We start from the raw sequence: 18987 nt of genomic DNA, 5'->3' as shown, positions 1-18987 counted from the left end.
CTCAGACCCCGTCTTCGTCGCGCTCGCGACTATCGAGGTAGTCGTTGACGAGCGACGGCGCGCCGACGCCGACGCCGAGGAGCGCGAAAAACGAGAGGACGAACTGTCCGGTGGCTAGCTCGACGAGATAGGCGGCGGGGAGGGCGGCGAGGACGAACCCGGTGACGACGAACGTCTGTCGGGAGACCATACGCCCGCTACGGTGGTCAGGAAGTTAATAGTTCCAGGTCACGTTACCGGTGCCCGGTCAGCAGCGCCAGCCGCGGTCGGTGTCGTTCAGGAGTTCCGCGCCGTCGTCGGTGACGACGACGAGGTCCTCGATTCGGACGCCGAACTCGTCGGGGAGATAGACGCCCGGTTCGACGCTGAAGACGTTCCCGACTTCGAGTTCGCGGTCGCTCCCGGCGACGATGTACGGCTCTTCGTGCACGTCGAGGCCGACGCCGTGGCCGGTCCGGTGGATGAAGCGGTCGCCGTAGCCCGCCTCCTCGATGACCTCGCGGGCCGCGCGGTCGACGTCGCCGGCGGTGACGCCCGGTTCGACGGTCTCGACGGCGGCGGTCCGGGCGGCCTGTACGACGCCGTGGACCTCGGCGAACTCCGCGGGCGGCTCACCGGCGAAGACGACGGTTCGGGTCTGGTCGCTCGGGTAGTGGTCGACGACGGTCCCGAAGTCGAGGACGACCGGGTCGCCCGACTCGATGACGCGGTCGCCGTGGCTGTGGTGGGGCATCGCGCCGTTGGGACCTGACCCGACGAGCGGGCCGAAGGGAATCCCCTCGCCGCCCTCGTCCGCGAGGAGGCGCTCGATTTCCGCGGCGAGTTCGTTCTCGGTCATGCTGACGGCGTCCGCGCCCATGTCGCGGACGCGCTCGACCGCGCGGTCGACGGTCGCCCCGGCGCGGCGGAGCGCGTCGAGTTCGGCGTCGTCCTTCCGCGCGCGCAGCGGCGCGACGACCTCGCTCGCGAGGTCGAAGTCGGCGTCGGGGAGCGCCGCCCGGAGGTCCTGCGAGAGGCGCGCCCACATCGTGTCGTCGACGAGGACGCGGCCGCCGGCGAGGCCGAGGTCCGAGACGATGTCCGCGAGGGCGTCCCGCGGGTCGTCGTCGTCGCTCCACGTCCGCACGTCAGCGACCCACGACTCGGCGCGGACCTGCGTCTCGTAGAGGTCGGGGACGAGGAACGCCGGCGCGCCCTCGCGGGGGACGAACAAAAGCAGGTGGCGCTCTGCGGGTTCCTCGTCGAAGCCCGAGAGGTACAGCAGGTTTCGGCTGGGGAACAGCACGGTCGCGTCGGCGTCCACGTCGGCCAGTCGCTCCTGACAGGCGCGGGTCCGTCGTTCGAAGGGCGTCATGCGAGTCGATACGAGCGCCGGGGGAAAAGCGTGGGCGGTCCGCGAGCGCGGCGGGTCGCGGACCACCGGCCGGCCCACCCCGGTCCGCGGGCGTCCTACGCCCCGAGGTCCAGCGGGTCGTAGAGCTGGCCGGTGATGGATTCGAAGGCGTCGGAGGCGGTCACGAGGCCGACCACGGAGCCGCTTTCGGGGTCGCGGACCATGGCGAGTTCCTGATTCTCCTCCTGAAAGCGGTCGATGAGGTCGCTGACCGAGAGGTCCGAGGGGACCGAAAGCGGGGGCGCGGCGATGTCGTCGAGGCGGCGGTCGCCCGACTGGAGGCGGTCGATGTTCGAGAGCACCGTCGGCGCGTAGACGACGCCCCGCACGTCGTCCAGCGAGTCCCCGACGAGCGGGAACCGCGAGTGCTGGGGGTTCGACCGGACGCGTTCGAGGCTCTCGTCGGTGGTCGCGTCGGCCGAGAGCGCGACGACGTGGTCGGCGGGGACCATCACGTCGCGGACGGGCAACTCACCGATTCGGAGCGCGTTGAGCACTTCCTCGCGGCGGTCCTCGGGGAGCGAACCCTGTGAGAGCACGTCCCCCATCTGGCTGCGGACCTCGCCGCGCGTGAGCCGGGTGCCCTCACCCGCGGAGCCGTCGCCGTCCTCGTCGTCGAGTTCGGCTTCCTGCCACGAGCGGGTTATCTCGACGCCGACGAGCGACAGCAGGCGTTTCGCCAGCCAGTCGGCGACGACGATGACCGGGTACATCAGCTTCGTCCAGCCGTAGAGGACGGGCGCGGTGTACTTCGCCACCGCGCGGGAGCGCTCGACGCCGAGGTACGTCGGCACCTGCTCGCCGAGGACGACGTGCGAGAGGTTGATGACGACGAGCGCCAGTCCGACCGAAAGCGACGTGTGGGAGCCCGCCGCCCCGCCGCCGCCGAGGACCGCGTCGAACGTGGCCGCGACCGCGGGTTCAGCGACGACGCCGAGGCCGACGCTGGCGATGGTAATCCCGACCTGACAGCCCGAGAGATACACTTCGAGTCGCTCCGTCATCTCCCACGCGAGTTCGAGCCCGCGGGAGCCCTCGAAAGCGGACTCGTCGAACTGCGGGACGCGCGTCATCGCGAACTCGGAGACGACGAAGAAGGCGTTCGCGAGCAACAACACCAGACCGCCGCCGAGGCGAAGCGCGGTTTCGACACCTACCATGTACCGCGAGCGTTCGAACCGGACTCCCCTGAGGGTGTCGGCTCGGCCCCGCGGTGTGAACCTCTTGCGGGCGTGCACTCCGGGGCCGAGTCCGAGCGGTCCAACGCGCTCCAGAGCGGTCCGAAGCGGCCGGCGTGCGAGAGACACCTTAGCGCTCGAACAGCTTTATCTCGCGGGGCGTCGCATTGTCGGCCATGAGTTGGAAAGCAATCGACGCCCTCGACGACGCTCGTGACGCCACGACGTCGCTCCTCCTCCCGTTCGACGCGGGTCGATGGGCGCGCCTCGCATTCATCGCCCTCTTCATCGGTGGTCTCGGCGGGAGCGGCGGTGCCGGAAGCAACACCGGCACGACCACCCGCACCGGAGGCGGCTCGACCGACATCCCGACCGATTCGCTACCCGGGTTCGTGACGCCCGAAAACGTCTTCGCCGCGGTCATCGCGCTCGTGGCGGTCGGTATCGTCCTCTGGCTCGTGTGGATGTTCGTCGGCTCCGTGATGCAGTTCGTCCTCGTGGACGCCGTCGTCACGAAAGACGTGCGCATCCGCAAGCCGTTCCGCGAGCGCTTCTGGCTCGGCGTCAGGCTGTTCGGCTTTCAGGCCGGGCTGTTCGTCGCCGTCCTCGCGGTCATCCTGCTCCCGGTCGCGGCGGTGCTTCTCGGTTCCGTCGCGGTCACGCCCGCGGTGGGCCTCCTCGCCATCCCGCTCGTCTTCCTCGCCATCGCGCTACTGCTCGTCGTCGCCATCGTCATGCAGTTGACGACCGACTTCGTCGTTCCGACGATGGTAGCCGAAGACCGCGCGCTCCTGTCGTCGTGGGGACGGGTCGTGCCGGTGTTCCGCGCCGAACTCTCCGAGTTCGGCCTGTACGTCATCGTCCGGTTCATCCTCGGTATCCTCGCGAGCATCGCTGTCGGCATCGCGGCGCTCCTCGCCGTGCTCGTCGTCGCCATCCCCTTCGCCATCGTCGGCGGCGCGGCGTTCCTCGCGCTCAACGCCGCGAACGTCGCGCTGTTCTCGACGGTCGGCCTGGTCGTCTTCGGCGCGCTCGGCGTGCTGTTCGTCCTCGCGGCCATCGCGGTCGGCGCGGTCGTCCAGATGCCCGTCGTGACGTACTTCCGGTACTACTCGCTGTTCTTGCTCGGCAGCGCCGACGACTCGCTCGACCTCGTCTCGCAGTTCCGGTCCGACGACGACTCGTCGGCCCCGGACGGCCCGACGCCCGCCTGAACTACGGCGACTCGTTCACCGACTTCGGGCCCGCCCACCGACCTGGGTTCCTTTTTTTCACCCCGCCGTCGACGTGACCGCCTCGCGGTCCAGCCGTCCGAGGAGCACGAGAATCGGAACCAGCAGCGCGCCGCCGACGACGAACGGTGTCCAGAACGCGACACCGGTGTAGAGCCCGCCGGCCAGCGCCGGCCCGAACGTCCGGGCGAGGCTTCCGGCGCTCTGAGTGAGACCGAACGCGCCGCCCTGCTCGTCGTCCGTCGCCGAGCGGGAGACGAGCGTGTTCAGAGAGACGTTCGTGAGCGCGTTTCCGAACGACAGCGGCGTCATCACGACGAGCAACGCGAGCACGCCCGCCGGGAGGACGGGACCGACAGGCAAGAGCGCACCGAGGTCGGGGACGAACGCGCCCAGTTGCGGTGAGAAGGGGACGGCCGCGAGCGTGAGCACCTGAATCGCCGCGCCGCCGACCGCCAGTCGGTACTCCCCGAAGCGGTCGGTGAGCGGGCCGACGAGGCCGCCCTGGACGACCGCGAGGACGACGCCGACGTAGGTGAGAAGCACCGCGTTCTCGGTCGCGCCGTAGCCGTACTGGTCGTTGGTGAGGAAGATGAACTGGCTTTCGAGCGCCGAGAAGGCGAAGGAGACGAGGAAAAAGGAGGCGACGAGCGTGCCCAGTCCGGGCGACCGGAGCGCCGAGAGGAGCTGTTGGACGCGAGACTCGCGGGGCTCGGTCGAGGCCGGCGTCTCGTGCGCATCCGGTGGCCGCGACTCGGGCAGGATCAAAAAGGCGACGACGAGGTTCGTCCCGGTGATGACCGCGGCGGCGAAACTCGGCAGCGAGAACTCCGAGACGGGGACGAACGCGGGCAACACGCCCCGCACGGCCGTGATGACCGATTCGCTGGCGAAGAAGCCGCCGAGCGCGGGGCCGAACACGAAGCCGAGGCCGAAGGCGGCCCCGAGGAGGCCGAGCCCCTTCGCCCGGTCGTCCGCGGCGGTGATGTCGGCGATGTACGCCTGCGCCGTGGCGATGTTGCCGCCCATCGCGCCCGCGAGCATCCGCGCGGCGAACAACACCGCGAGCGACCCGGCGACGCCGAACAGGAGCCACGCCAGAACGCTCCCCGTGAGCGACAGGAGCAGCACGGGCCGCCGACCGCGGGAGTCCGAGAGGCGACCCAAAAGCGGCGCGGCGAGGAACTGCATCGCCGAGTAGGAGGCGATGAGCAGGCTCCCGACGAACTCTGTCGCGCCGAACGAGAGGGCGTACAGCGGAATCACCGGGATGAGGATACCGAACCCGAGGAGGTCGACGAAGACGATGAGAAACACCACCCCGAGCGCCCGCCGCGGGTTCTCGACTGTCATCGTCTCCTCCGTTGGCGCGGCGTGGAATAACCACACCGATACCGTCCGTCTCGGACAGTAAGCGGTGATTAATTAATACGTTGACACGCCTGCGTGTCAGTATGTCCTTCGAATGGGTCTCGTACTTCACGTGCGAGGAGTGTGGGCTGGAGCGCCCGTCGCCGGAGGTGCCCTACGACCGACTCGGGTACGCGGTCTGTCCGGGGTGCGGTGCGGAGACGCGCCCGGCGGCCGCGGCGATGGCCGACGCCTCGACGCCGGTGGATGGGTAGACACTTCGGGCTTCGCGGCCACTCACCGGTATGAGCTGGACGGAAGTCCGTCGGGACGACCGCATCGTGGAGTGGGAGCGGAGCGACGGTCACGCGACCATTCGGCTCCGACGCGGGCCGAACGCGTGGCACGTCAGAGTCGACCGGCTCTACCAGTCCGCCGAGGGCCGCGGCTACGAGGGCGAGCGGTTCGAGTCGGAAGCCGAGGCGCGCGAGACCGTCGACGCGTGGAAAGCCGAGTACGACGTGGACGGCTGACGCCGGGCTACTGGAGTCGGCGGGTCGTCTCGACAAGCGGGTGTCGGGCGTAGTCGACGATGTCGATGTCCGAGATGGAACTGAGGCCCTCCTTTTCGGCGGTCCGCTGCATCCCGAGTTCGACGGGGTCGTCGACGACGATGACGTAGGCGTCCATCTCCTCGATGCCGATGCGGTCGGCCGCGAGGACGCGGTGGTGGCCGTCCGCGAGGAGCAGCGTCCCGTTGTTGTCGATGACGACGAGCGGCTCCGCGAGGCCGCGTTCGAGTTCGTACCGGCGACCGTTGAGTTCGTCGGCGTAGACGCGGGCCTGCGTGGGAATGAGGTTCGAAAGCGAGACCGTGCGGCGCTCTTGATGGACCGTGATGCCGTGAATCTGTTCGAGCGTCCGCATGAGTTTGCCCACTTTCTCCGGCGTCGCGCGCTCGATTTGGCTCCGGATGACGTCGGTGTTCGAGATGATGCCGACGAGGTTGCCCGCGTCGTCGACGACCGGGAGCTTCTGGATGCCCGACCGGAGGATGACGCGGGCGGCGTCGTTCACGTCCATCTCGGGATGAGCGACGACGAGGTCCGTCGCCATCACCGTCTCGATGGGCGCGTCGTCCGCCGACAGGAGGATATCGCGGGCCGTGACGAAGCCCTCGGCCTTGCGTCCGTCGCAGACGGGGAACCCGTTGTGTCCGTCGCTCTCCGCGATGCGTTGGGCGACGTCCGCGACCGTGTCGGTCGGAGAGACGGTCTGGACCTCGCGCGTCATGTACTCCTTGACGGTCGCTTTAGTAGTCATCTCCCACCTGATAGGGCCACCGTCGGCAAAAACGTGTGGGCGCTCACTCATCTAACGGGTACTCGAAGGCCACGTCGGTGTCCAGACTCGGCGTCGGCGTCGCGTGTTCGAGCGTCTCGAACACCCGTCCGGCGACGATGTCGGTGACGATGGTCGCGAGCGACTCCCGAGAGTCGTCGCCCACGTCGTCGAGGATGCCGAGCGGAATCTGTGCGCCCGCCATGTCGGCGTGGCCGCCGGCGCTCCCGATAGAGCCGAGCGCCTCCCGGAACGCCTCACCGAGGTCGACCCGCGCCCCGCGGGCGCGACCGGAGACGTAGACCGTCCCGTCCATCAGGCCGTAGACGACCGTCACCTCGACGCCCTCCATCCCGAGGAGGTGGTCGGCCGCCTGCGCGAGCGCGTCCCGCTCGCGGATGTCACCGACGTTCGTCGTGAGGACGTTCCCCCGAACGTCGCGGTTCGAGACGGCGCGCGCGAGCGTCTCCATCGTCTCGGAGGTCAGACTCGGCGTCTCGACCCGTTCGAGCAGGTCCACGTCGACGTGCGGGATGAGGAAGGCGGCGGCCTCGAAGTCGGCGGTCGACACCTCCCGCGTGAAGTCGTTGGTGTCGACCTGAATCCCGAACAACAGCGCGGTCGCCACCGTCGTATCGGGGACGATACCGAGCCGTTCGAGATACTCCGCCAGCAGCGTGCTCGTCGCGCCGACGCCGCGTCTGAGGTCGACGTACGCCGCCTCGACCGGCGCGCGCGGCGGGTGGTGGTCGATGACGACGTCGATGGTCGTCTCCGGCGGCAGGCGGTCGTTGACGCCCGGCCGGGAGTGGTCGACGAGCGCGAAGCCGGCGTACTCGTCGTCCGCGGGCACCTCGTCGAGGACGCGGAGGTCCAGTTCGAGGAGGTTCACGAGCGCGCGGTTCTCCTGGTGAGAGATATCGCCGAAGTAACACACGTCGGCGTCGACGCCCGCCCGCTCGGCGATGGCTTGGAGCGCCAGCGCCGCGGCGATGGCGTCGGGGTCGGGGTTGTCGTGCATCACGACCGCGAGCCTGCCGTCGACGTTCCGAAGGACCCGCATCAGCCGGTTCAGCCGCTCGGTGTGCGACGTGCCGACGGCGTCGAGGATGCGCTCTGTGACCACTCGGCGCGGGTCGATGACCTCGTCGGCGAGGTCGTAGATATCGGCGCGGACCGACGGGTCGGCGTCGTCGCCGAGGTAGACGACGAGCGGCGCGTCCGGATAGTGGTCGCGGGCCGCGCGCGCCGCGTCGAGATTTCTCTGCGGCGACTGTCCGCCGCCGACGACGACGAGGTCCACCTCGTCGGGGTAGGTCGACGGGTCCGCGGGGTCGCCCTCTCGCGCGGCGATGCCGTCCGAGCGGAGGTCCTCGGCGCGGCCCTGTCGGTCGGTGACGACCGTCACCGTCCCGCCGCGGCCGGCGAGTTGCCCGACGAGGCCCCCACCGAGCGACCCGCAGCCGAGAATCAGGCGACGTACCATACACGGACGGTCGAACTCCGGCCGCAAAACCCTACCGTCCTCCCATCCAGCGATGATATTATGTCATGGCATACCATTACACATATACGATGGAACTCGAGACGCAACTGCTCCCCGAATCGCGAGCCGAGTCGTTCGTCCGAACCTGTCGAACCGTCGTCGGCGACGACCTCAGGAGCGTGACGTACTTCACGCACGACCGCTGCGAGCAGATATACCTCCGGAACGACCTCGAAGCCGACGCCGACCTCACCGGATTCGTCGAACACGAGACCGACGGGTTTCAGGCCCGAACCGCCTATCGCGGCTCCGAACTCGGTGACTACCGCTACACCGTTCGCGCGTTCGACCACGGCTACCTGACGCGGGTGACCGCAGACGACAAGGGCGTGTTCGTCACGACCGACGGCCTGACGCTCAGGCGCTCCGAGGAGTTGGCGTCGGCGCTCGGCGAGTTACTGCGGGAATAAAAGAAATCGAACGGAGTTGAACCGAATCGCCGAAACGCTCAGAAGAGCGCGGCGGCGACGGTCTGAGCCGTCTCGATGACGGGCTGGAAACCGGGCAGGAGCAGGACCGTCCCCACCGCGGCGAAGACGATCGCCACGTAGAGACCGACCGGCTGACTGCCGATTTCGAGGGGCTTCGACGGCTCCTCGATCCACATCGCCTTCACGACGCGGCTGTAGTAGAACAGCGACAGTGCGCTGTTGACCGCGCCGACCGCGGCGAGCCACCAAAAGCCGGAGCCGATGGCCGACTCGAACAGGGCGTACTTCGAGAAGAAGCCGCCGAACGGCGGAAGCCCCGCGAGCGAGAACATGAAGACGGTCATCGCCGAGGCGGCGATGGGTGCCTTCGACGCGATACCGTTGTAGTCCTCGAACGTGCGGCCGAGGCCCCACTTTTCGACCATGGCGATGAACAGGAACGCGCCCGTGTTCATGAAGCCGTAGACGAACAGGTGAGCCATGCTCGCGCCGAGGACGTCACCGTTCGCGGCACCGCCGTCGGTGGTGATGGCCGCGAGACCGATGAGCGCGTACCCCGCGTGACCGATAGAGGAGTACGCGAGCATCCGCTTGACGTTGTTCTGCGTCGCCGCCGCGAAGTTACCGAGCGTCATGGTGACGACGGCGAGCACCGCGAACAGCAGCGACCAGTCGACGCTCCCGCCGCCGATTTCGGTGACGGTTTCCAGGGGGAACGCGACGGTGAACACGCGGAAGGCGACGGCGAATCCGGCCGCCTTCGACGCCGACGAGAGGAACGCGCTCACAGGCGCTGGCGCGCCCTCGTAGGCCTCCGGCGCCCAGAAGTGGAACGGGACGGAGGCGGTCTTGAACGCGAAGCCGCCGGCAATCATCAGCACGCCGAGGCCGAGGACGCCGACCAGTTCGGTGCCCTCAGCGAGCGTCGCGGCGATTTCCGGGAGCACCAGCGAGCCGGTGACGGCGAACACGAGGCTGATACCGAACGCGAACACCGCCGACGACAGCGCGCCGATGAGGAAGTACTTCAGCCCGGCCTCGATGCTGCCGCGGTCCTTCTTGAGGAACGCGACGAGCGCGTACGAGGGCAGGGACGCCAGTTCGAGGCTGACGAAGACGGTCGCCAGCGAGTTCGACATCCCCATGAGGGTCATGCCGGTCGCGGCGAACAGCACGAGGGCGTAGAACTCGCCTTGGTACTGCTGGTCCGCGAGGTAGTCGTACGAGGCGACCGAGACCATCGCGGCGACGCTGGTGAAGATGAGCGTGAAGAACAGGCTCATCCCGTCGACGACGAGCGCGTCGCCGTACAGCGAAATCGCGCCGCCGGTGGACTCCATGCCGGTTCCGCCGATGAGGAACCAACCGGCGATGCCGCCGGCAGCGAGCGCGCCGAGCGTCGCCGTACCGGCCAGGAGGCCGTTGTTCGTGGAGTCGGGGTCGATGGTGTCGATGAGCAGCAGCGCGAGCCCCGTCAACGCGAGCACGATGGCGGGAGCCGTTGCGAACCACTGGGGAGCGGACTGGAGGGGCGTCATCTAGAACGCACCTCCCAGTTCGAGAATCGGGTTAACCGCGTCCTGAATCATCGTGAAGAAGATGTCGGGCGAGACACCGAGCACGATGGTCAGAAGCAACAGCACCGCGAGGGGTGCAACGTCGTGGAACGGTGCCTCCGTGATGTCGTAGTCGCCGTCGAACCGGAACGGTCCGAACAGCGTCCGCTGCATCGCGAACAGCAGGTAGCCGGCGACGATGACGATACCGAACATCGCGGCGCCGGTGAACAGCGGCATCGCCTCCATCACCGTGGACTCGAACGCGCCCTTGAAGATGAAGAACTCGGCCGCGAAGCCGGCCATGAGCGGCAGGCCCATGTAGCCGAACGCGCCGGCGACGAAGATGCCCGCCGTGACGGGCATCCGGTCGGCGATGCCGGACATGTCCGACACCATGCGCGTGTGGGTCGTGTTGTAGATGACACCGACGGCCATGAACATCAGTCCGGAGATGAGGCCGTGGGCGACCATCTGGAAGGTCGCACCACCGACGCCGTAGGTGGTGTAGGCGATGAGACCGAGGATGACGTACCCCATCGACGAGACGGAGGAGTACGCGACGATGCGCTTGAGGTCCTGCTGGGCCAGCGCGAGCAGTGCGCCGTAGATGACGCTCGCGACGGCGAGCAGGGCGATGGGCAGCGCGAAGGCGCGCGCCGTCTCCGGCAGCATCGTGAAGTTGAACCGGAGCAGGGCGTACGTACCCATCTTCAGGAGGACCCCCGCCAGCATGACCGACACCGGCGTGGGGGCCTCGACGTGTGCGTCCGGCAGCCACGTGTGAAGCGGGGCGACCGGGACCTTCACCGCGAACCCGAAGAACATCGCGACGAACGCGACAGACGCGAGCGCGCCGGCCGACAGTCCCGCGAAGCTCCCGAGCTGTCCGGCCTGCAACGCCTGCGCGATTTCGGGCAGACGGAACGACGAGATAGAGTCGCCGAGACCGAACACGAGCGATATGAAGCCGATGAACATCACGAGCGACGCGATGTTCGTGTAGACGAAGAACTTGATCGCCGCGTACTTGCGGCGTGGACCGCCCCAGACGCCGATGAGGAAGTACATCGGCAGGAGCACGGCCTCCCAGAAGATGAACCAGACGAAGAAGTCGAGCGCCGTGAAGACGCCGAGCAGGTTCGCCTCCATCAGGAGCATCAGGCCGAAGAACTGGGACTGACGCTCCGAGATGGGCGTCCACGCGCTGACGATAGCGAGCGTGGTGAGGACGGTCGTGAGGACGACAAGCGGCATGCTGATGCCGTCGACGCCGACCATCCAGTGAATGTCGTACTGGCCGAGTTGCAGCCAGGCGATGTCTGTCTCGAACGCGATGTTCCCGCCCAGGAGGGCGTTCCCGCTCGCGTCGTACTGTTGCCACATGTAGAGGCTCCCGACGACGGGAGCCAGACTCAGCGCGAAGGCCGCCTTGCCGGCGTACCGGTCCGGCAGGACGAAGGTGACCAGCGCGGCGAGGAACGTGACTGCGATGAGCGCTTCGATTATCATGCGAACCAACCTCCGAGCAGACCGAGACCGAGAAGCAGCGCGGTCAGACCGAGCGTGAGGAGCGCCGCGTAGTTGCTCACCACACCGGTCTGGACGCGCTTGACGCGACCGCCAGCGAACAGGCTCACGCTGGAGATACCGTTGACGACGCCGTCGACGATGCCCTGGTCGAACTTATCGAGGGCGCGAGAGATGGGCTGGACGACGCCGGTCGCAATCCAGACCTGGTACTCGTCCTGGTAGTAGTTGTTGTACAGTACGGTCTTGATGCTCCCGAGCTTGTCCGTGTGTTCGACGGGCTCGGGGACGTTGTACAGGCGGTAGGCGAGTCCGGCACCCGCGAGGGCGAGGGCCAGCGAGACCAGCCCCGGCGCGATAGAGCCGATTCCGGCCGGGTGGAGCCCCGCACCGACGCCGCTTTCGAGCACTTCGAGGTAGTGGTGCGCGGTCAGCGACGAGATGCCGCCGTCGAGCCAGTCGTGGAGGAACGTGAGGTGAATCCCCGTGAGGTCCTCCACCGGAGCCATGTTGACGAGGCCGATGACGGCCGCGAGCACGCCGAGGACGGCGAGCGGGAACTTGACGTTCCAGCCGAAGCCGTGCGGGTCGCGCGCGGTGTCGCTACGCGGTTCGCCGTGGAAGGTGAGGAACACCATCCGGAAGGTGTAGAACCCGGTGAAGAACACGGCGATGAGCCCCATCGCGTACGCGACGAGGAAGACGGTTCCGAGACCGCCGTCGGTCCCGAGCCCGTGGTTGAGCGCCTCGTACAGAATCTCGTCTTTCGACCAGAAGCCGGCGAACGGAACGATGCCGGCGAGCGCGAGCGAGCCCGAGAGGAACGCGTAGTACGTCACGGGCATCTTGTCTTTGAGGCCGCCCATGTCCCACATGTTCTCGTTGTGGTGCATCGCGATGATGACCGCACCGGCACCGAGGAACAGAAGCGCCTTGAAGAAGGCGTGCGTGAGCAGGTGGAACGTCGAGGCGACGTAGCCGCCGACGCCGAGCCCGAGCATCATGTAGCCGTACTGGCTGATGGTCGAGTACGCGAGCACCTGCTTGATTTCTTTCTTGACGACGCCCATCGTCGCGGCGAAGAGGGCCGTGAAGCCGCCCACGAGCGCGATGATACCGAGCGTCGTCGGGGTCAGCGCGTAGAAACCGTACATCCGGGCGACGAGGTAGACACCCGCGGCAACCATCGTCGCCGCGTGAATGAGCGCGGAGACGGGGGTCGGGCCTTCCATCGCGTCCGGAAGCCACGTGTGCAGGGGGAACTGCGCGGACTTGCCGACGACGCCCCCGAGAACGAGGAGGCCGACGACGGTGAACCACGCCTGTTCGCCCATGCCGAGGAACGTGTTGACCGCGTGCTCGCCGTGGAGCGCCTCCTCGGCGAGGACCGGGAACGCCTCGGGACCGGCGAACGCCGCCGAGCCGAACGTCGCGAACACCGCGACGACGCCGATGAGGAAGAAGTAGTCACCGAAGCGGGTGACGAGGAACGCCTTCTTCGCGGCGCTCGGCGGGCCCTCCTGGCGGAACCAGAAGCCGATGAGCAGGTAGGAACACAGCCCCACCAGCTCGAAGAACATGAACGCCATGAGGAGGTTGCTGGACACGACGAACGCCAGCATCGACGCGGTGAACAGGCCGAGCCCGGCGTAGTAGCGCGGGAGGCCCGTCTCGCCCTCGTCGTTCATGTAGCCGAGGCTGAAGATGTGGACGAGGACGGCGACGAGCGTCACGATGACGAGCATCATCGACGAAAGCGGGTCGATGAGTAGGCCGAAGTCGAGCGTCACCGCGTCGCCGGCGCCGGTCGCCCACGTGTAGATGTGTTGGTTGTAGGTCTGTCCGCCGCTGACGGCGAAGAACGTCGCGATGGACAGGACGAACGAGCCCGCCGTCGCGCCGATACCCGCCAGCGCGCCTCCCTTCGGCATGTACCGTCCCGCCCCGAGTGCGATCAGGAACGAGAGGAACGGGAGGAGGACGATGGCCGGAGCGAAGTCTAAGATACCTGCCATAGATTACCACCTCATCGTGGTCGCGTTGGTCACGTCCACGCCGTCGAAGTTGCGGTACAGTACGAGGATGATGCCGATACCGACCGCCACCTCGGCGGCGGCGAGCGCCATCGTGAACAGCCCGAACGTCTGGCCCGTCACGTTACCCCAGTAGTAGGAGAACGCGACGAGGTTGATGTTCGCGGCGTTCAGCATCAGTTCGACCGACATCAGGAACAACAGCGCGTTCCGACGGGTCAAGAGGCCGAAGATGCCGATGCAGAACACGGCGGCCGACAAAACGAGGTAGTACTGCGCGGGCACCATCAGTTGTCACCCTCCTCGTCGTCGAACAGCGTCTGCTTGAGCTCCCGACCGCCGTCGGTCAGGATGGTCCGCATCTGTCCCGTGGTGTCCTCGCGGCGAGCGAGGAGCACCGCGCCGGCGAGCGCGGCGACGAGCACGAGGTCGATGATTTCGAACGCGACCAGCATGCTCTCGCCGTCGACGCTTCCGAACCCGAGGTTGAACATCGAATAGCCGATGCTCGCGGTGATGTTTGCTCCCTCCGGGAACCCCTGTGGGTTCGGGAACGACGCGCCGAGGAACACGACCGCCATCACGACGAACAGCGCGACGGCAGCGAGTCCGGGCACGAGGTGCGAACCGAGTTTCAGCTGCGGTTTGGTTGTCATGTACTACTCACCTCCGGATTGATACGCGTCAGCATCACGGCGAACGTGATGAGAATCAGGACCCCGCCGACGTAGACGAGGACCTGCATGGCGGCGAGGAACTCCGCCTGCAACATCACGTAATGCACCGCGACGCTCAAGAGCGCGCCCCCGAGCAGGAGTGCGGAATGCCAGATGTCCCGCACGAGGACGACGCCCAGGCTGCAACCCACGGTGACGAGGGCGAACAGCGCGAACGCGATGGTTTCATAAACCATTGTGTGTGTCTCCTTGAGATATCCCTTTGAACATTTCGAGAACGTCCTCAGCGTCCGGTAGCGGACGCGGGCTGACGGGACTCGAACGATTCACTCGCGGTCATGTTACTGGTAGTCGACCTCTCCTTCGCCCTCGCCGACCCACGCGTTGCGGTCGGGGTTGCGGGAGTTGAGCGGGTCGATATCCTTGTACCACGGGACGTTCTTGAGCTGTTCTTTGTTGTAGACGAAGTCGTTTTTCGTGTCCGCCGTGAACTCGAAGTTCTGCGTGAGCAGGATGGCGTCGACGGGACAGACCTCCTCGCACAGCCGGCAGTAGATACACTGGCCGATGTGGAGGTTGTACTGCTCGCCGTTGCGCTGGTCGTCCTGAACGATCTGAATCGTGTCGTTCGGACAGACGTTCTCACACTGGCGACACCAGATACACCGCTCTTGGCTGAACTTGTGGACGCCGCGGAAACGCGGGCTCACTTCGGGCGCGGTCTCGGGGTACTCGACCGTGAACGTCTGCCCGTCGAGCGCGTGCTTCAGCGTCACTGCCATGCCTTTCAGGATTCCGATCATGCAATCACCCCCACGATGATGGCCGTGAGAACCAGGTTGGCGAAGGAGAGCACGAGCATCCCCTTCCAACCGATTTCGAGGAACTGATCGACGCGAAGGCGCGGCACTGCGGAGCGCGCCCACTGGGTGAACAGGAAGAACGCCCAGATTTTGATTGTGAACCAGACGAATCCGGGGAGAACCGGGCCCGCCGGACCGCCGAGGAACAGGGTCGCCGCGATAGCGCCGCCGAGGAAGATGTGGATGAACTCACCGAGGTAGATGAGCACGAAGTAGACCGAGGAGTACTCGGTCTGGTACCCGGCGACAATCTCGGTCGGCGCTTCGGGGATGTCGAACGGGTTGCGGCCGACCTCCGCGAGGTTCGCGATGACGAACAGCGCGAACGCGAAGGGGTTCACGAACGCGAACCACGTCGGAATCGTCACGCCGGCGACCGAAAGCAGCGGTTCGGCCTGCACGGCGACGATTTCGCTCATGCGGAGCGACCCGGCGAAGATAACGACCGAGGCCGCCGTGACGACCAGCGGAATCTCGTAAGCGATGTTCGCCGCGACGGCGCGGAGCGCGCCGATGAGCGAGAACTTGTTGTTCGATGCGTAGCCGGTCATGACGATGCCGAGCGAGGCGATAGACGCCGCGGCGAAGGCAAAGGCGAGACCGGTTTCGGGGTCCGCGAGCTGGATGCCGTTGCCCATCGGGATGACGGCGAATCCGAGCAGCGCGGAGAAGGGAATGACCATCGGCGCGAGGTCCCAGGCGGGACGGTCGACGCCCTCGGGGACGACGAGTTCCTTCGACAGCAGACGGACCGCGTCCGTGACGATGGTCAGGAGACCGAACGGACCGATTCGGTTGACCGCGATGCGGTCGGCGAAGGCGGCCGTGATTTTCCGCTTCGCCCACGGCCCGGCGAACGCCGTCATGATGAGCATGATGTTGGCGACGAGGAACGCGCCGACGAGGCCGCCGACGACGTCCCCGAGGATGCCTTCGAGACCGAGGAGGCCGCTGACCGTGTCCGGAAGGACCGCTTGCAGATGCATCACCTGTCCACCTCTCCGAGCACGATGTCGAGGCTGCCGAGCGAGGCAATCATGTCCGGAATGTACTCACCCTCGGACATCTCGGGGAGCGTCTGGAGGTTCGAGAAACACGGGCTCCGAATCTTGAAGCGAGCCGGCTTGTCCGTGCCGTCCGCGCGGATGTAGATGCCGAGTTCGCCCTTCGCGCCCTCGACGGCGCGGTAGATTTCCGTGTCCTCGTCGGGCTTGAGGGTGCGCGGAACGTTCGCCTGGATGTTCCGCTCGTCTTCGGGCCAGTCTTCGAGCAGGTCGACACACTGCTGGATGATCTTGGCCGACTCCTCGACTTCGCGCATGCGCACGAGCAGGCGCGAGAAGTTGTCGCAGCCGTCCTCGACGACGACGTCCCACTCGAGTTCGTCGTAGTAGCCGTAGGAGTCGTCGCGACGGAGGTCGTAGTCGATACCGGAGCCGCGGGCGACCGGCCCGGTCGCGCCGTAGCTCTTTGCGACTTCCGGCGACAGGACGCCCGTGCCGACCGTCCGGGCCTGCAGGATTTCGTTCGAGGTAATCATGTCGTGGTACTCCTCGAGCGCCTGCGGGAGCCCGTCCATGAAGTCGCGAATCTTCTCGAAGAACTCCTCGCGGGGTTCGGGGAGGTCCCAGACGACCCCGCCGAGCCGGAAGTAGTTGAACATCATGCGCTGGCCCGTGAGGTCCTCCAGAATGTTCTGGACGATCTCGCGGTCCCGCATGGCGTACATGAAGATGGCCGTGAAGTCGCCGTAGACGTCCAGCGCGAACGTGCCGAGCGCGATCATGTGCGACGCGATGCGGCACAGTTCCGCACCCATCGTGCGGATAATCTGGGCGTACTCGGGCACCTCGATGTCCGCGAGGTCCTCGGCGGCGCGGGCGTACGCCCACTCGTTCAGGAGACCCGACGAGATGTAGTCCCAGCGGTCGGGGTACGGCATAATCTGGTGCCGGTAGGTCCCCTGTTGACACATCTGTTCCTCGCAGCGGTGGAGGTAGCCGATGTCGGATTCGAGGTCGACGACCTGTTCGCCGTCGACGACCGTCTCGACGTGCAGCACGCCGTGGGTCGCCGGGTGGTGGGGACCGATGTTGATGTACATCGTGTTGCTGTCCCCGGCGCGGTGGTCCTCTTCGAGCGGGTTCGCGTGCTCGCGGAGCGTCGCAATCTGCGGGCGGTCCTGGTCGTAGTCAAGCCCGAGCGGGTGACCCTGCCACGTCTCCGGCAGGAGGATGCGACGCAGGTCCGGATGGTCCTCGTACTGGATACCGACGAGGTCGTACGCCTCCCGCTCGTGCCAGTCGGCCGTCCGGAACACCGGCTCGGCGGACTGACTGACCGGGTTGTCCTTCGACGTGGGCACGACGACCGAGACCTCGTCGGTCCGGTCGTCGAACTTCGTCAGGTGGTAGATGGACTCGTAGCGGTCCTCGTACTCCTGTGCGGTCACACACGAGAGGTGGTCGAAGCCCGCTTCGTCGCGGAGTTTGAACAGCGCGTCTTGGACCTCGTCGGGACGGATGACGAGGCCGGGCGCGTTCAGGTGCTCTTCGCGGCCGACGACGAGGTCGCCGAGCAGCTCTGCGAGTTCGTCGCCGCGGCTGACGCCCGATTCGAGTTCCGCGGGGTCGTCGGACTGCTGTTCTTCGAGGCTCATGGCGAATCAGCCCAGTTGTACCGCATGACGAGGTCCTCTTCGTCGATCTCCTCGGCGAGCTTGTCGACGATTTCGTCGCGTTCGAGGTCGCCGAACTGCTCCAGCTCGTACGGCTTGACCGTCACCGGGCTGGACTCGCCGTTGGCGATGCGCTCTTGCAGCTTCGCGATACCGTAGATGAGCGCCTCCGGGCGCGGCGGACAGCCGGGGATGTGAATGTCCACCGGAATGACCTCTTCTGCGCCCTTGATGACGTTGTAGCCCTCCTGGAACGGGCCGCCGGAAATCGTACACGACCCCATGCCGACGACGAACTTCGGTTCGGGCATCTGGTCGTAGACGCGCTTCATGCGCGGGGCGAACTTCGAGACGATGGTCCCCGGCACGATAATCACGTCGGCCTGCCGCGGCGACGCACGCGGGACCCCGGCCGCAAAGCGGTCGAGGTCGTGTTTCACCGAGTAGGTGTGCATCATCTCGATGCTGCAGCACGCGATACCGAACTGCAGCATGAACATCGAGGACCCGCGGACCCAGTTCATGAACTTGTCGAACTTCGTGAGGATGAACGGTGACGAGCCGAACGCCTCCCGAAGCTTCGAGTTGAACCGGTCGTCCGCCCCCGCCATGCGGGCGTCGCGAGTCTCGGTCTGTACCTGTGTGTCGTCCGTGACGAATGGCTTCTGTTCGCTACTCATGCATCTTGCCTCTCTGTCTTACGACGGTTTGCCTGCGGGCTTTTGACCCACTTGACTGCGCCGTTGCGCCACGCCCAGACGAGGCCGACGACGAGGACACCGATGAAAACGAGCATCGGCGTCAGAATCGTCGCTAGCGACGCGCCCTGTTCGAGGGCCGAGCGGTAGATGACCGTCCAGGGGAAAATTAGGACGGTCTCGATGTCGAATACGAGGAACAGCAGCGCGACCATGTAGTACTGAATGTTAAACTGGACGCGCGCCGTACCTGTCGGCACCTCACCACTCTCGTACGTGGCACTCTTTCCTTGTTCCGGTACGCTTGGGCGAAGCAGCGCCGACACCGCCATCATCGCGAGCGGTATGCCGACACCGACCAGCCCCATCGCACCGATTGCAATCCAATCACTCATGCCGTGTCTCCCTGACGTGCGGCGGTTAGAAGCGCTCCCCTATAAACATTGATTTGTGTGTTTCGGGCGCGAGAGGGCTTCTATTTG

At 66.5% G+C, this 18987-nt stretch carries 21 protein-coding genes; 4 read left to right on the top strand and 17 right to left on the bottom strand.

Annotated features, from left to right (window positions below; all coding sequences use genetic code 11):
* Position 1: 1 nt before the first annotated feature.
* The 3 genes from HVO_RS09480 to HVO_RS09470 form a co-directional block, all read right to left on the bottom strand.
* Entirely contained in the window at positions 2-190 is a 189-nt protein-coding gene (locus HVO_RS09480; protein WP_004043945.1) for a hypothetical protein, read from the bottom strand.
* Positions 191-247: 57 nt separating this feature from the next.
* A complete protein-coding gene (locus tag HVO_RS09475) occupies positions 248-1354 on the bottom strand; it encodes a M24 family metallopeptidase (RefSeq protein WP_004043946.1) in 1107 nt (368 codons plus the stop codon).
* Between the two features lie 95 nt (positions 1355-1449).
* Positions 1450-2553, bottom strand: coding sequence for a hemolysin family protein (locus HVO_RS09470; RefSeq protein ID WP_004043947.1), 1104 nt, complete (start codon positions 2551-2553; stop codon positions 1450-1452).
* Between the two features lie 194 nt (positions 2554-2747).
* On the opposite strand from HVO_RS09470, the gene HVO_RS09465 reads away from it, so the two are divergent.
* Positions 2748-3785: a DUF7544 domain-containing protein gene (locus tag HVO_RS09465; RefSeq protein ID WP_004043948.1), complete on the top strand. Its 1038-nt coding sequence runs from the start codon at positions 2748-2750 to the stop codon at positions 3783-3785.
* 57 nt (positions 3786-3842) lie between these two features.
* Here HVO_RS09465 and HVO_RS09460 read toward each other — a convergent pair whose 3' ends face one another.
* Entirely contained in the window at positions 3843-5156 is a 1314-nt protein-coding gene (locus HVO_RS09460; RefSeq protein WP_004043949.1) for an MFS transporter, read from the bottom strand.
* 101 nt (positions 5157-5257) lie between these two features.
* Between HVO_RS09460 and HVO_RS20890 the strand changes: the two genes are divergently transcribed.
* Both HVO_RS20890 and HVO_RS09455 read left to right on the top strand, forming a co-directional pair.
* Complete coding sequence (locus tag HVO_RS20890; RefSeq protein ID WP_004043950.1) at positions 5258-5428, top strand: hypothetical protein; 171 nt, start codon at positions 5258-5260, stop codon at positions 5426-5428.
* Positions 5429-5458: 30 nt separating this feature from the next.
* Entirely contained in the window at positions 5459-5686 is a 228-nt protein-coding gene (locus HVO_RS09455) for a DUF7543 family protein (protein ID WP_004043951.1), read from the top strand.
* Between the two features lie 7 nt (positions 5687-5693).
* Here the strand turns inward: HVO_RS09455 and HVO_RS09450 are convergent, their stop codons facing one another.
* Both HVO_RS09450 and HVO_RS09445 read right to left on the bottom strand, forming a co-directional pair.
* Positions 5694-6476 carry a CBS domain-containing protein gene (locus HVO_RS09450; RefSeq protein WP_004043952.1) on the bottom strand — a complete coding sequence of 261 codons (783 nt, stop codon included), beginning with the start codon at positions 6474-6476 and terminating at the stop codon, positions 5694-5696.
* Between the two features lie 43 nt (positions 6477-6519).
* On the bottom strand, positions 6520-7980 hold the full coding sequence (locus tag HVO_RS09445) for a DHH family phosphoesterase (protein WP_004043953.1): 1461 nt from the start codon (positions 7978-7980) through the stop codon (positions 6520-6522).
* An 89-nt stretch (positions 7981-8069) separates the two neighbouring features.
* Here HVO_RS09445 and HVO_RS09440 point away from each other — a divergent pair, with 89 nt between their 5' ends.
* Positions 8070-8450 carry a DUF7522 family protein gene (locus HVO_RS09440; RefSeq protein ID WP_004043954.1) on the top strand — a complete coding sequence of 127 codons (381 nt, stop codon included), beginning with the start codon at positions 8070-8072 and terminating at the stop codon, positions 8448-8450.
* A 38-nt stretch (positions 8451-8488) separates the two neighbouring features.
* Here HVO_RS09440 and HVO_RS09435 read toward each other — a convergent pair whose 3' ends face one another.
* The 11 genes from HVO_RS09435 to HVO_RS09385 all read right to left on the bottom strand — a co-directional run bounded on the left by HVO_RS09435 (position 8489) and on the right by HVO_RS09385 (position 18900).
* Positions 8489-10009 carry an NADH-quinone oxidoreductase subunit N gene (locus tag HVO_RS09435; RefSeq protein ID WP_004043955.1) on the bottom strand — a complete coding sequence of 507 codons (1521 nt, stop codon included), beginning with the start codon at positions 10007-10009 and terminating at the stop codon, positions 8489-8491.
* Positions 10010-11539, bottom strand: a complete 1530-nt coding sequence (locus HVO_RS09430) for a complex I subunit 4 family protein (RefSeq protein WP_004043956.1) — start codon at positions 11537-11539, stop codon at positions 10010-10012.
* Positions 11536-13572, bottom strand: coding sequence for an NADH-quinone oxidoreductase subunit L (gene nuoL, locus HVO_RS09425; protein ID WP_004043957.1), 2037 nt, complete (start codon positions 13570-13572; stop codon positions 11536-11538). Before nuoL ends, HVO_RS09430 begins: the two co-directional genes overlap by 4 nt.
* A gap of 3 nt (positions 13573-13575) precedes the next feature.
* Positions 13576-13878: an NADH-quinone oxidoreductase subunit NuoK gene (gene nuoK / locus HVO_RS09420; RefSeq protein WP_004043958.1), complete on the bottom strand. Its 303-nt coding sequence runs from the start codon at positions 13876-13878 to the stop codon at positions 13576-13578.
* Positions 13878-14246, bottom strand: coding sequence for a hypothetical protein (locus HVO_RS09415; protein ID WP_004043959.1), 369 nt, complete (start codon positions 14244-14246; stop codon positions 13878-13880). The genes nuoK and HVO_RS09415 overlap by 1 nt, the downstream gene beginning before the upstream one ends.
* On the bottom strand, positions 14243-14503 hold the full coding sequence (locus tag HVO_RS09410) for an NADH-quinone oxidoreductase subunit J (RefSeq protein ID WP_004043960.1): 261 nt from the start codon (positions 14501-14503) through the stop codon (positions 14243-14245). Before HVO_RS09410 ends, HVO_RS09415 begins: the two co-directional genes overlap by 4 nt.
* A gap of 105 nt (positions 14504-14608) precedes the next feature.
* Complete coding sequence (locus HVO_RS09405; RefSeq protein ID WP_004043961.1) at positions 14609-15070, bottom strand: NuoI/complex I 23 kDa subunit family protein; 462 nt, start codon at positions 15068-15070, stop codon at positions 14609-14611.
* The gene (locus tag HVO_RS09400; protein ID WP_004043962.1) at positions 15067-16116 is read right to left on the bottom strand and encodes a complex I subunit 1/NuoH family protein; all 1050 of its coding nucleotides are present in this window, start codon (positions 16114-16116) and stop codon (positions 15067-15069) included. Before HVO_RS09400 ends, HVO_RS09405 begins: the two co-directional genes overlap by 4 nt.
* Positions 16116-17789 (bottom strand): NADH-quinone oxidoreductase subunit D, encoded by a 1674-nt coding sequence (locus HVO_RS09395; protein ID WP_004043963.1) that lies wholly within the window; start codon positions 17787-17789, stop codon positions 16116-16118. The genes HVO_RS09400 and HVO_RS09395 overlap by 1 nt, the downstream gene beginning before the upstream one ends.
* Positions 17786-18487 (bottom strand): NADH-quinone oxidoreductase subunit B, encoded by a 702-nt coding sequence (locus HVO_RS09390; RefSeq protein ID WP_004043964.1) that lies wholly within the window; start codon positions 18485-18487, stop codon positions 17786-17788. The genes HVO_RS09395 and HVO_RS09390 overlap by 4 nt, the downstream gene beginning before the upstream one ends.
* Entirely contained in the window at positions 18484-18900 is a 417-nt protein-coding gene (locus HVO_RS09385) for an NADH-quinone oxidoreductase subunit A (protein WP_004043965.1), read from the bottom strand. Before HVO_RS09385 ends, HVO_RS09390 begins: the two co-directional genes overlap by 4 nt.
* Positions 18901-18987 lie beyond the last annotated feature (87 nt).

This window comes from Haloferax volcanii DS2 (genome assembly GCF_000025685.1).
In the GTDB taxonomy this organism is placed as follows: Archaea; Halobacteriota; Halobacteria; order Halobacteriales; family Haloferacaceae; genus Haloferax; species Haloferax volcanii.
The sequence above is the reverse complement of the archived record's forward strand: the minus strand, read 5'-3'. Positions and strand labels throughout refer to the sequence as shown.